The sequence below is a fragment of the Devosia sp. 919 genome (assembly GCF_013185965.1).
Lineage (GTDB): Bacteria > Pseudomonadota > Alphaproteobacteria > Rhizobiales > Devosiaceae > Devosia.
Map to the genome: position 1 here is coordinate 1,278,266 of NZ_JABAOL010000001.1, position 12,735 is coordinate 1,291,000.

Below are 12,735 nucleotides of genomic sequence, written 5' to 3' on the forward strand. Positions count from 1 at the left end.
ATGTCCAGCGATGCTTCTGTTTTAGATGCTGTGCCCCCATCCGCCGCCGCAGCCGAGCCGGGCCTGGGCGCGCGCAATCGGCTGGTGATCAACCTGCTGCTGGTTTCGGCCTTTGTGGTGATCCTGAACGAAACCATCATGGGCGTGGCGCTGCCGCACCTGATGACCGATCTGGGGATCACCGCAAGCGCCGGCCAGTGGCTGACCACGGCGTTTCTGCTGACCATGGCGGTGGTGATTCCCATCACCGGCTTCTTGCTGCAGCGCTTTCATACGCGGCCGGTGTTTGTCGCCGCCATGAGCACGTTTTCGCTCGGCACCCTGATCTGCGCCACCGCTCCTGGCATTGAACTGCTGATTGCGGGTCGGGTGGTGCAGGCCATCGGCACGGCGATCATGATGCCGCTGCTGATGACGACGGTGATGAACCTCGTGCCGCCCGCAACGCGGGGCAAGACCATGGGCAATATCTCGACCGTGATCTCGGTGGCGCCAGCGATCGGCCCGACCATTTCGGGCCTGATCCTGTCGCAGTTGGATTGGCGCTGGATGTTTATCCTCGTTTTGCCGATTGCGCTGGGGAGCCTCGCGCTGGGATTTGCGCGCATCCGCAATGTTTCGACGCCCAAATCCGTGCCGATCGATGTGATTTCGGTCGGTATGTCGGTGGTGGGTTTTGGCAGCCTGGTTTATGGGCTGAGCGGGCTGGGGGAAGCTGCGAGCCATCCCGGTCCCGTGCCGGCCTGGGCGCCGCTGGTGCTTGGCGTCGTGGTGATCGGGCTCTTCGTGCTGCGCCAGCTTTCCCTACAGAAGCGCGACCGTGCCCTGCTTGATCTGCGCACCCTGCAAACGCCGACCTTCAGCATCTCGGTGGTGCTGATGGCGGTGATGATGATGGCGATGTTCGGTATGTTGATCCTGCTGCCGATCTATCTGCAGAACGTGCTGGGGCTCTCGACGCTGCAGACCGGCTTGATGCTGCTGCCGGGCGGCCTCGTTATGGGGCTCTGCGCGCCAGTGGTAGGTCGGCTCTATGACAAACATGGTCCCACCGTGCTGCTCGTGCCCGGCGCGACCATTGTGAGCCTCGTCTTGTGGAGCCTGACCATGGTTACGGAAAGCACGCCCTTTGGCTGGCTGCTGGCGGCCCATCTGGCCTTCAGCGTCGGTTTGTCGCTGATGTTTACGCCCCTGTTTTCGGCGAGCCTCGGTTCGCTCCAGCCCAAGCTGTATTCGCATGGCAGCGCCGTGATCGGCACGGTGCAGCAGGTGGCCGGGGCAGCGGGCACGGCGTTGTTTGTGGCGCTGATGACCCTGCAGTCGGCCAATCTGCTGGCCGGTGGTACCGAGCCATTGGCGGCAGCGGCGGGCGGCATCCGCTCGGCGTTCTTCGTGGGGGCGATTATCTCGCTGTTCGCGATCGTGGCCGCATTCTTTGTGCGCAAGCCCAAGGGCGGCACGCCGGGCATGGTGCACGGGCACTAAGGCATCTCAAGTTCGATAACACTTCAGAACGGCGGCCTTTGGGCCGCCGTTTTGCGTTTCAGCGCTCGGCGAGGCGTGGCATCACTTCCACGAAGTTGCAGGGTTTGTGCCGATAATCGAGCTGGTCGCGCAAAATGCCTTCCCAGGCATCCCGGCAGGCGCCGCGGGAGCCCGGCAGGCAGAACACAAAGGTTTCCCCGATCAGCCCAGCCGTGGCGCGCGACTGAATCGAGGACGTGCCGATCTTGGTGGCCGAGTATTGGTGGAACAGGACCGAAAAGCCGTCCATGCGCTTATTGAACAGCGGCTCGATGGCTTCGGGGGTGACATCGCGGCCGGAAAAGCCGGTGCCGCCCGTGGTCAGCACCACGTCCACTTGCGGGTCCGCAACCCAGGCCTGAACGGCCGCCCGGATCGCCTGCACATCGTCAGGCACCACGCTGCGGCCAGCGCAACGATGACCATCGGCTTCCAGCATGGAAACAAGCAGGGCGCCGGAGGTGTCGGTCTCGAGCGTGCGGGTGTCCGATACGGCGAGCACGGCGATGGACAGGGGCCGGAACTCGCGGTCGTCAAATCTTGCCGTGATAAACATCGCTTTGCTCCGCTGCAGCCTGCTGTTCGTCGAGTTCGGTTTCCTCGATATCGGCCCGAGGATCAAGCGCCACCGTTTCTGGCGTCACCTGCTCGTCCGAGGCCATGGGCTGGAACGGGGTGCGCGTGGCTGCATCGGGCGCGTTGCGGATGCGCATGCGCAGGATGGCCGCGACGGCCAGGATGGCGTGGAAGATACCCGTGACGACAAAAAGGCCAACCGGCTGGAATGCACCCATGATCATGGAAGCGACGGCGGGGCCGATGGCGAGGCCAACACCCAGGGTCAGCAGCATGCCGCCAGCGATCTTGGCGAACTCGCCTTCCTTGGCGAAGTCATTGGCATGGGCCACCGCCACCGCATAAAGCGGATTGGCGGCAAAGCCATAAGCGGCGAACAGCACATACATCGGCCAACCGGCGGCCGGGTTGAGCAGCACCAGGGTCAGGGCCACGAGGGCGGCAAAGGTGGACAGCCCGATCATCACCAGGCGCCGATCGATCCGGTCGGAAAGACGGCCAAAGGGAATTTGCGCGGAGGCTCCCAGAATGGCGGCAAGGGCAAAAAGAAAAGCGATGCCGCCCGCATCGAGCCCCTGGGCATAGCCGTAGACCGGCGCCAGGGTGCCAAAAGTGCCATTGGCCATGCCGCAGCAGAATGCGGCAATCCCAGCAATGGGGGAGGTGCGGTAAAGGAGGCGCAGGTCGAGCCGGGCCGAAGACAGGGGACGCGGCTGGGGCGTCGAGGTGAGGGCGGTCGGCAGCACTGCGCAAATAAAGCTGATCGCGCCCAGCACGAAGGGCACATAGCCGGCGGTGCCGGTCATGGACATGGCGAACTGGCCAAGCACCGACGAGCACATATTGACCGTGACATAGATCGAAAAGGTCGTGCCGCGGCTGCGGTTATCGGTCACCTCATTGAGCCAGCTTTCAACGATCATCGCGGCGCCGGCAAAGCAGAAGCCCGATAGCGCGCGCAAGACAATCCAGCTGATGTCGTTGACCATCAGCAGGTTAAGGAGGATCGTGACCGTGCCAATCGCGGCCATCACGGAAAACGCGCGGATATGACCGACATTGCGCACAATGAGCGGGACGACGAGCGAGCCCGAAACAAAGCCTACCGACCAGCCGGTACCGATCAGGCCGAGCGAGAGCAGGGAGAAGCCTTCTTCTGCGCCCCGAACCGAGAGCAAGAGACCCTGCAGGCCACCCCCGAACATCAGCAGGGCAGAGCCAAGGAAGAGGGCGTAAATCTTTACAACGGAGGCCATGACGCTTTCGGGGGAACGGAGTTGATTCGGCTGAGTGTGGTTGGATCACGCAACGGTGACATTAAGGGGGCAAAATCCCCCAGCCCAAGCTCCAATGTCAGCCGATGCCCAATTGGTCCATTTTGGCCTTGAGGCTAAGCAGGTCGCGCCAGGCCTGCTGCTTTGCCGCAGGGTTGCGCAGCAAATAGGCGGGGTGAAGCGTGGCGATGGCCTCGGTTTGATGGTTGCCGATGCTCACCGGGCTCCATTTGCCGCGCATCTTGATGATGCCCGTACTGGTGGAGAACACCGTCTGCATGGCCGGGCCGCCGACGGTGAGCACAAGACGGGGCGCCACCAGCTCCACCTGCCGTTGAAGGAAGGGCAGGCATAGGGCCAGCTCCTCGGGCGTGGGCACCCGGTTGCCGGGCGGACGCCATGGCACGGTATTGGCGATATAAACCTTGGTGCGATCGAGCCCGATGGCGCCGAGCATCTTGTCGAGCAACTGGCCGGCGCGACCCACAAAGGGGCGCCCCTGCCGGTCCTCTTCGGCGCCGGGGGCTTCCCCGATCACCATGATCTGAGCTTGGGGATTGCCATCGGCAAACACCAGCTGGGTGGCACGGAGCTTGAGCCCGCAGCCATCATAGGCGCGCAGGATCTCTTCGAGTTCAACCAGGTTCTGCGCCTTGGCCGCAAGGCTGCGCGCTTCGGCCGGATCGCCCCCGAGTGCAGGCATGGGTGCGCTCGGCGCGGCCGAGGCGGCGGGATTGGGGACGGCGGGGCTGGGGGCAACACGGGCAGGCGGGCGCTGGTTGAAGCGGTCCACCGGCTCTTCGCCAAGGGCCAGGTCCACACCGGCAGCCCGATACCATTCGAGCACCGAGACCATCTCGGCGTGATTTAGCGGTCGCATCTCGGCCATGTTCTCTGTTATGGCACACCGCGTTTGCCGCGGCCAGCCGCGCGTGGAAAGAGACGACGGAGATTTCATGGCAGAAGCGGGCGAGCGCGAAAGCCTTTCCACCGATGTCGTGATCGTTGGCGCTGGTCCTGCGGGGCTGGCAGCGGCTATTCGCCTCAAGCAACTCCATCCCGATCTGGGGGTCACCGTGGTGGAAAAATCCGCCGAGATCGGCGGCCACATCATTTCGGGCGCGGTGATGGACCCCAGGGGCCTCGATGCCCTCTTGCCCGATTGGCGCCAAATGGGCCCGCCGGTGGGCCCGGCGGTCACGCGCGACACCTACCATTTCCTCAGCGCCAACGGCGGGGTGAGCTTTCCCCATTGGCTGATGCCGCCGCAAACGCAGACGCCAGGAGGAGTGATCGTCAGCCTTGGGGATCTCGTGCGCTGGCTGGGCGAACAGGCGCAGGCGCTGGGCGTCGATATTTTCCCCATGACCGCAGCCGTCGATGTGCTGCGCAGCCCCGAAGGGCCGGTCCGGGGCATCATCACCGGCGATCTGGGGCGCGATCATGCGGGCAATCCCAAGCCGGGCTTTGCCGAAGGCATTGCCCTTGAAGCCAAATATACCCTGCTGGCGGAGGGGGCACGCGGCTCGCTCGCCAGGGCGGTGATCGGCGATTTTGCCCTCGCCAGCGAGCCACAGAAATATGGGCTCGGGATCAAGGAAGTCTGGGAAATTGCCGCCGACCGGCACGAGCCAGGGCGGGTGGACCACTTTCTGGGCTTTCCGCTCGACAACAGCACTTCGGGTGGCGGCTTTGCCTATCATGCGGCGGACCGCAAGCTTTACCTCGGGCTGGTGGTGCATCTTGATTACGCCAACCCGACGCTTTCGCCCTTTGACGAGTTCGGGCGGTTCAAGACCCATCCCAAGATCGCGGCGCTGCTCGAAGGGGCGACGCGCCTCAGTTATGGGGCGCGGGCGCTGGCGACGGGCGGCTGGCAATCGGTGCCGACGCTGGCCTTTCCTGGTGGAGGGCTGATTGGTTGCGCGGCAGGGTTCATGAACGCGCCGCGCCTCAAGGCCATCCACAATGCGATTCTGTCGGGGATGGGGGCGGCCGAAGCGGTGGGCGCCGCCATTGCAGCGGGGCGCCAGCACGACGCAATCGAGGATTTTGCCGGCCGCATCATGGCCACCGGGATCGAGGACGAGTTGCGCGCTGTGCGCAATGTCAAACCCCTGTGGTCGCGCCTTGGCACGGCTATGGGCGTTGCCGCGGCGGGCGCTGAAATGTGGAGCAGCGCAATCCTGGGCCGGTCCGTGCTGGGCACGCTGCGCCACAAGGGGGCGGACTTCGCTGCCACTCGCACCCTGAGCGAAGTGACGCCCAAGACCTATCCGCGCCCGGACGGGCAAAAGGTGTTTGATCGCGCCGCTTCGGTTTTTCTGGCCAATCTCGCCCATGACGAGGACCAGCCCAATCATTTGCGATTGACCGATCCGACCGTGCCGATCCGCGAAAACCTGCCGCGCTATGGTGAGCCGGCCCCGCTTTATTGCCCGGCGGGGGTTTATGAGCTGGATCGCTCAGGAGCCGAACCGGTGTTTCGCATCCATCCGGCCAATTGCGTGCACTGCAAGACCTGCGACATCAAGGATCCCGCGCAAAACATCACCTGGGTTCCGCCCGAAGGTGGCAGTGGTCCCAACTACAGCGGAATGTGACTGACCCGCCGACCGGCCGCACTTGCGGCGCGGTCCCAAAACCGCCAATCTTGCCGCCCAGAACTGGGCCGGTTCGGCCAAGGGAGATCCAAGCCTCGTGTCAATGCTATCCAATCGTCTGGCGCGACCCGCCTTTGTTGCCCTGATGCTGACCGGCCTCGTGGTTCCCCTGGCGGCCCAAACGGCCCCCACGTCCACGCTCGACATGCTGTCGCTGTTCCGCCCCAGCGTGACCGGCTCCTATCTGGCCGGGCAAGGGGCGCTCAAGGATCTGCGTACCGAGGAAGCCGCTCGCTATTTCAGCGATGCAGCCAAGGCCGACTGGGACAACCCGGTCATGGTGGAACGCGCCTTTATTGGCCTTGCGGCCGATGGGCAGATCGGGGAAGCGGCCTCCACGGCCCGGCACCTGCTCGAGCTCGACCCTGGCAACCAGCTTGCCGAACTGGTGCTGGCGACCGAAGCGCTCAAGGAGCGCCGCTACGGGGCTGCCGACCGCATGCTGGCCTCGGTGGGCCAGGATAGCTTTGTTGGCATCACGGCGGGTATCTTGCGGGCCTGGGCGATGATTGGCGACAATCGCGTCAAGGAAGCCGACAAGCTGCTCGATGGCTTGGGGCAGGGTGGGCTTGAGGATTTCCTCGTGTTTCATCGCGCTCTCATGGCGGAAGCGGCCGGGGACAACCAGCGCGCCATTCGCTATGCCGGCCAGGCCTTCGATGCCGAGCCCGGCGTAGCTCGGATCGTCGAGGTTTATGCTCGCGTGCTCGCCAATGCCGGCGAGTTCGACCAGGCCAAGGCCGCCATCGCCAAGTTCCAGGATGCGGGGCTGAGCCATCCCGTTGTCACCATCGTCAAGGAAGCGGTCGATGCCGGGCAGCGCCCGGGGATCTTTGCGGCCAATGTGCAGGTCGGTGCGGCCGAAATGTTCCACGGCATCGGCGTGGCGCTGGCGCGCGACAGCAGCATGGACGTCTCGGTCATGTTCCTGCGCCTCGCGCTGTATCTCGATCCGTCGGCTGATGTGGTGGCGCTGGCCCTCGGCCAGGTGCTTGATGCGGCCGACCAGCATGACGCGGCCAACCGCATCTATGAAAGCGTTCCGGCCAATTCGGCGATGAAGCCAACCGCGGTGGTTCGGGTCGCCCAGAACCTCGACAATATGGGTGATCGTCCCGAGGCGCTGCGCCGGCTGGGCAATATCGTGGCGACCCAGCCCGATGACCTCGATGCGGTGTCGGTTTATGGAGACATCCTGCGCACCGACGAGCAATATGCCAAATCCATCGAGGCCTATTCCACGGCGCTGGACCTCACCGGCGGCGAGAATGCATCGGATTGGCGCTTCTATTATGTGCGCGGCATCTCCTATGAGCGCAACAAGCAGTGGCCCGAAGCCGAGCGCGATTTCCTCAAGGCGCTTGAACTGCGCCCCGACCAGCCGCAGGTGCTCAATTATCTGGGCTATAGCTGGATCGACAAGGACATGCACCTCGTAGAGGCACTGGCCATGATCGAAAAGGCCGTCGCTGCCATGCCCCAGGATGGCTATATCGTCGATTCGCTGGGCTGGGCCTTCTACAAGCTTGGCCGCATGGAAGAAGCGGTAAAGACCCTCGAACAGGCCGTGCAGTTGCAGCCCAACGACCCCGAGATCAACGACCATCTGGGCGACGCTTATTGGCGCGCCGGGCGGCGGCTCGAGGCCAAGTTCCAGTGGAATGTGGCGGCCTCGGTGGACGATATCGGTGTCGTCAAGGAGCGTGTGCAGCCCAAGCTGGCCAATGGTCTGGCCGAACAAACGGCCGCCCAGTAGTTCGGGGCATGGGGCAGTATTGGACGCAGTCGGCGCCAGCCAAGGTCAATCTGGCGCTGCATGTCACCCGTCGGCGTGACGACGGCTACCACGACCTGCAAAGCCTGGTGGTGTTCGCCGACTTGGCCGACGAACTGGAAGCGGCGCCAGCGGCCAGCGACAGTCTTGCGATCATTGGCCCTTTTGCGCGTGGCCTGAGCGGGGGCGATACCAATCTGGTGTCGCGTGCCGTGGCCGCCTTTCGCGCCCGCTGGCCTGAGGCCGTGCCGCGGGGCCTCGCCATGCGGCTGCGCAAGAACTTGCCGGTGGCCGCGGGCATTGGCGGGGGCTCCGCCGATGCGGCGGCGGCGCTGCGCCTGCTCGCCGATCTGTCGGCCACGCCGATCCCTGTCCCGGAACTGGCTGAGCTGGGGGCAAGGTTGGGTGCGGATGTCCCCGCCTGCCTCGTATCCGCCCCTTTGGTGGCGCGCGGGGTAGGGGAGATCCTTTCGCCGCTGCCAGCCTTCCCCGAATGCTATCTGGTGCTGGTCAATCCGCTGGTGCCGGTCTCGACGCCCGAAGTGTTCCGGCGCCTGCTCAAAAAGGACAATCCGGCAATGCCAGCCTTGCCCGAGCCGATGACCCGGCCCGCGCAACTGGGCATCTGGCTGGCCGAAACCCGCAATGACCTGCAGGCGCCGGCAGTGGAACTGGTGCCCGAGATCGGCCGCATCATTGCTCGGCTTGCAGCGGCGCCAGGCTGCATGCTGGCACGCATGTCGGGATCAGGGGCGACGGTGTTCGGGCTGTTCGGCTCGGGTGCGCAGGCGCATCAGGCGGCCCATGAAATGCGTCGGACGACGCCAGACCATTGGATTGCCGCGGCGCCGGTCCTCGGGCCCTAGAACAGGCGCATCACGCTGAATTCGACCACGTCGGCCAAGAGCGCGTTCATCGCCCCAGCGGGAGCGGCGTTGAGCGCGTCGCGGGCGGCACCCGCATGGGCATGGGCCTGCCTTATGGTGCGCCCAAGGGTATCGTGCCGCTCCATAATGGCAACAACGCTGCGCACCTGATCGTCGCTCGCCTGGGCATCGCCCAGCGCGCCGGTGATCACTGCGCGCTCGGCCTCGCTGGCATCGGCCAGCGCCAGAATAACGGGCAGCGTCATCTTGCCCTCGCGCAGGTCATCGCCGCTGTTCTTGCCCAGCGTGTCGCTTTCTCCCCGGTAATCGAGCACGTCGTCCACCAGCTGGAAGGCGGTTCCGAGCTCAAGCCCGTAGCGGGCCAAAGCCTTGCGGCCCGGCGCATCGGCGCCGCCCGACATCGCGCCCACTTCGCACGCGGCCTGGAACAGCACCGCAGTTTTGGCGCGGATCACTTCGGCATAGTCTTGGGGCGTGGTGGAAAGATCGCCAGTCTTGGCCAACTGGAACACTTCGCCCTCGGCCATGGCGGCCGACGCGGCGGAAAGCACGCCCAATGCTGCAATGTCGCCAGTTTCCACCATCATCATGAAGGCTTGGCCGAGGAGGAAATCGCCAACGAGGATCGAGGCCTTGTTGCCCCACACCATGCGGGCAGCGGGCTTGCCGCGGCGCATATCGCTTTCATCGACCACATCGTCATGCAGCAGCGTGGCGTTGTGCATGAACTCGACGGCGGCGGCGAAATTGATGGCCGAGCCGGTGCCCTTGCCAAAGAGGGACGCCGCAGCCACGGTCAGCATCGGGCGCAGGCGCTTGCCACCGCTTTCGATGAGGTAGCGGGCCAGCTCGGGCACCATCTCGACATGCGAATCTGCCCGCGCCAGGATCAGCGCATTGACCTTGGCCATGTCAGCGGCAGTAGCATCGATCAGCCGATCAACAGCATTGGCACTGAATGCCGGTTTGGATTGCGTAACAACAGACACGCGGTACGGTCCTCGTTTGCCCCTACTGGCAAATCTGGTTGAGCCTGATGCGCTTGCCACTTAAGCTCGCGTAAAAACCGGCCAATTGGGTGCGATGTCCCTAGACCAGACCAGCGACTTTGTCCAACAGCAAACCACGACGTCAGACGCCTTTCTGGGCGGCCGCATCACTGTGCGCCAACCGGCGCGGGGCTTCCGGGCGGGGCTCGACAGCGTGCTTTTGGGGGCTTCGGTACCCCCTAGCGCGCAAACACTGCTGGATCTGGGCAGTGGCGTGGGGACCGCGGCCCTCGTGGCCCTCGCGCATGCTCCGGCCTTGCGCGCCACGCTTGCCGAGCGCGATGAGGCCATGCTGGCGCTCGCACAGGATAATGCGGCGGTGAACGGCTTTGCGGAGCGGGTGAGCTACGCGCATGCCGATGTGGCCGGGCCGGGCAGTGCGCGTCAGGGGGCGGGAATCGAGGAGAATGCTTACGAGACGGTTATCGCCAATCCGCCGTTTTTCGATGCTGCCGGGGGCACGCTGGCCCGCGTACAGGGTCGGGCGGGAGCCCGGCACATGCAAAATGAACAACTCGAACTCTGGGTCAAATCAGCCGCGGGCGCTGCGGCGGGCGGGGGCGAGGCCATTTTCATCTATCCCGCGCAGGGGCTGCAAGCCTTGCTGGCCGCGTTTGGCCGACGGTTCGGGGCGCTGACCATCCTGCCGCTCTGCGCGCGGCCCGATGGTCCTGCCACCCGAGTGCTGCTGCGCGGCATCAAGGGATCGCGGACGCCGTTGACGCTGCTTGGCGCGCGGGCGCTCCATGAGGCACATGGCCGGGCGTTCCGGCCCGAGTTTGAAGCAATCTTCCGCGGCGAGGCGCGGCTTGTCTGGTAATCCCCCTAGATGCACCCTAAATGGGGCGGCGAGCGTGAAAGGAACCTGATGGCTGTTCAAACCCCCGCCTGGATGGGCCGGATCTGGCGTCGCCTGGGCGGCAACAAGACGGTTATCCCCGTGGTTCGGCTTCACGGCGTGATCGCCGCTGAACAGCGCCAAGGGCGGCTGAGCATTGCTTCGGTGGAGCCCTTGCTGCAGCGCGCCTTCGCCATCAAGTCAGCGCCAGCCATCGCCATTGTGGTCAATTCTCCCGGCGGCTCGCCCGTGCAGTCGCGCCTGATCTCCAAGCGCATTCGCGACCTGGCCGACGAGCATGGCAAGCCGGTTCTCGTCTTCGTGGAGGATGCGGCGGCGTCCGGGGGCTATTTCATTGCCGTGGCGGGTGACGAGATCATCGTTGATCCCTCTTCGATCGTGGGCTCTATCGGCGTGATCATGGCCGGCTTCGGGTTTGTGGGCGCACTGGAGAAGCTCGGCATCGAGCGGCGGGTGCACACGGCAGGCCGCAACAAATCCACGCTGGACCCCTTCTTGCCGGAAAATCCGGGCGATGTTGAGCGCATCAAGGCGGTGGAGCTCGATATCCATTCGGTCTTTATCGAGCATGTGAAAGCGCGGCGGGGCGACCGGCTGCGCGCCCCCGACGAGGTGCTGTTCACCGGTGAATGGTGGCCCGGGCTTCGCGGCGTTGAACTAGGGCTGGTGGATGCGATTGGCGACCTGCATGCAACGCTGCGCACCCGGTACGGCGCCGATGTCGTGCTCAAGTTCATTGCGCCCAAGCGGTCCTGGTTTGGCGTGCCACGCCTCAGCTTTGCCGCTGAACTGCCCGCCGCCATGACCGCTACGCTGGAGGACCGCGCCTTGTGGTCCCGGCTGGGACTATAGCCAATGACCGCAGTTCTGCTTCGCCTCGCCATCTATCTCGTCATCGCCGCGGCCATCTATCTGGGTGTTCGCAAGATCTGGCGCGACTGGCAGGGCCAGTTCAAGAGCCAGGATGAGGAAACCCGGCGCCTGCGCCGCGAGCGCGACCAGGCCGAGCGCGCCAAGCCGGGTGTGATCGATCTCAAGCGCGACGCGGACGGCACCTACCGGCCGGGCGGACCCGGCGACGAGAACAATCGCCGTTGACCGCTCCCGGCAGCCTCAATAGAGGATGGACCCGCACAAAGGGACCACGCCCATGACTGACCGCCCCGCCCATATGGACCCCAAGAACTCGTTCCAGGGCATGATCCTGACGCTCCAAAATTTCTGGGCCGAGCAGGGCTGCGTGATTTTGCAGCCCTATGACATGCAGATGGGCGCCGGCACCTTCCATACCGCGACCACCTTGCGCGCGCTGGGCCCCAAGCCTTGGAACGCCGCTTATGTGCAGCCTTCGCGCCGGCCCAAGGACGGGCGCTATGGCGAAAATCCCAACCGCCTGCAGCATTATTATCAGTTCCAGGTTATCCTGAAGCCGTCGCCACCCGACATTCAGGAGCTTTATCTCAAGTCGCTGGCGGCGATCGGTCTTGATAGCGCCCTGCACGACATCCGCTTTGTCGAGGATGACTGGGAAAGCCCGACGTTGGGCGCCTGGGGCCTGGGCTGGGAATGCTGGTGCGATGGCATGGAAGTCAGCCAGTTCACCTATTTCCAGCAGGTGGCGGGCTTTGAGTGCTCGCCGGTGCCGGGTGAAATCACCTATGGGCTCGAGCGCCTCGCCATGTATGTGCAGGGGGTCGAGAACGTTTACGACCTCAACTTCAATGGTGGCGGCGGCAACTCCAAGGTCACCTATGGCGATGTGTTCCTGCAGAACGAGCAGGAGCAGTCCAAGTACAATTTCGAGGCGGCCGATACCGAGATCCTGTTCCGCCATTTCGCTGATGCGGAAAAGGAATGCCGGGCCATTCTGGAAGCAGGCCGCGAGGGCGACCGCCACACCATGGCCGTGCCGGCCTATGAGCAGGTGATCAAGGCTTCGCACAACTTCAACCTGCTCGACGCTCGTGGCGTCATCTCGGTGACCGAGCGGCAAAGCTATATTCTACGCATTCGCGAACTGGCCAAGGCCTGTGGCGAAGCCTGGCTGCACACCGCGGGCGGTGGCGCCTGAGGCGCCAGACCCCGCACGCCGCTGCAATGGACAAGGCTTCCTCCCCTTGCTAGGCACA

The 12,735-nt window shown here is 64.6% G+C and carries 12 protein-coding genes; 8 read left to right on the plus strand and 4 right to left on the minus strand.

The annotated features are described in order from the left end of the window. Positions 1-1,485, plus strand: coding sequence for an MDR family MFS transporter (locus HRQ64_RS06120; RefSeq protein ID WP_172122605.1), 1,485 nt, complete (start codon positions 1-3; stop codon positions 1,483-1,485). Positions 1,486-1,543: 58 nt separating this feature from the next. On the opposite strand, the gene moaB is transcribed toward HRQ64_RS06120, so the two are convergent. The 3 genes from moaB to HRQ64_RS06135 all read right to left on the minus strand — a co-directional run bounded on the left by moaB (position 1,544) and on the right by HRQ64_RS06135 (position 4,263). Beyond that, the gene (gene moaB / locus HRQ64_RS06125; RefSeq protein ID WP_172122606.1) at positions 1,544-2,080 is read right to left on the minus strand and encodes a molybdenum cofactor biosynthesis protein B; all 537 of its coding nucleotides are present in this window, start codon (positions 2,078-2,080) and stop codon (positions 1,544-1,546) included. After that, positions 2,058-3,356, minus strand: coding sequence for an MFS transporter (locus tag HRQ64_RS06130; protein WP_172122607.1), 1,299 nt, complete (start codon positions 3,354-3,356; stop codon positions 2,058-2,060). The genes moaB and HRQ64_RS06130 overlap by 23 nt, the downstream gene beginning before the upstream one ends. 97 nt (positions 3,357-3,453) lie before the next feature. Continuing rightward, a complete protein-coding gene (locus HRQ64_RS06135) occupies positions 3,454-4,263 on the minus strand; it encodes a uracil-DNA glycosylase (protein ID WP_127752207.1) in 810 nt (269 codons plus the stop codon). A gap of 67 nt (positions 4,264-4,330) precedes the next feature. On the opposite strand from HRQ64_RS06135, the gene HRQ64_RS06140 reads away from it, so the two are divergent. The 3 genes from HRQ64_RS06140 to HRQ64_RS06150 all read left to right on the plus strand — a co-directional run bounded on the left by HRQ64_RS06140 (position 4,331) and on the right by HRQ64_RS06150 (position 8,677). After that, entirely contained in the window at positions 4,331-5,977 is a 1,647-nt protein-coding gene (locus tag HRQ64_RS06140) for an electron transfer flavoprotein-ubiquinone oxidoreductase (protein ID WP_172122608.1), read from the plus strand. Between the two features lie 103 nt (positions 5,978-6,080). Then, on the plus strand, positions 6,081-7,793 hold the full coding sequence (locus HRQ64_RS06145; protein ID WP_248306982.1) for a tetratricopeptide repeat protein: 1,713 nt from the start codon (positions 6,081-6,083) through the stop codon (positions 7,791-7,793). A gap of 8 nt (positions 7,794-7,801) precedes the next feature. Further along, positions 7,802-8,677: a 4-(cytidine 5'-diphospho)-2-C-methyl-D-erythritol kinase gene (locus tag HRQ64_RS06150; RefSeq protein ID WP_172122610.1), complete on the plus strand. Its 876-nt coding sequence runs from the start codon at positions 7,802-7,804 to the stop codon at positions 8,675-8,677. Here HRQ64_RS06150 and HRQ64_RS06155 read toward each other — a convergent pair. After that, positions 8,674-9,687, minus strand: coding sequence for a polyprenyl synthetase family protein (locus HRQ64_RS06155; protein ID WP_349236678.1), 1,014 nt, complete (start codon positions 9,685-9,687; stop codon positions 8,674-8,676). The two genes, HRQ64_RS06150 and HRQ64_RS06155, sit on opposite strands and share 4 nt — an antisense overlap. A 94-nt stretch (positions 9,688-9,781) precedes the next feature. Between HRQ64_RS06155 and HRQ64_RS06160 the strand changes: the two genes are divergently transcribed. The 4 genes from HRQ64_RS06160 to HRQ64_RS06175 are packed head-to-tail and all read left to right on the plus strand — an operon-like array spanning position 9,782 to position 12,677. Then, positions 9,782-10,567, plus strand: coding sequence for a methyltransferase (locus tag HRQ64_RS06160; RefSeq protein ID WP_172122611.1), 786 nt, complete (start codon positions 9,782-9,784; stop codon positions 10,565-10,567). 48 nt (positions 10,568-10,615) lie between these two features. Continuing rightward, positions 10,616-11,458, plus strand: a complete 843-nt coding sequence (locus HRQ64_RS06165; RefSeq protein ID WP_248306934.1) for a S49 family peptidase — start codon at positions 10,616-10,618, stop codon at positions 11,456-11,458. Positions 11,459-11,461: 3 nt separating this feature from the next. Continuing rightward, the gene (locus HRQ64_RS06170) at positions 11,462-11,704 is read left to right on the plus strand and encodes a hypothetical protein (protein WP_172122612.1); all 243 of its coding nucleotides are present in this window, start codon (positions 11,462-11,464) and stop codon (positions 11,702-11,704) included. Between the two features lie 52 nt (positions 11,705-11,756). Next, on the plus strand, positions 11,757-12,677 hold the full coding sequence (locus tag HRQ64_RS06175) for a glycine--tRNA ligase subunit alpha (protein WP_127752213.1): 921 nt from the start codon (positions 11,757-11,759) through the stop codon (positions 12,675-12,677). Positions 12,678-12,735: the final 58 nt, after the last annotated feature.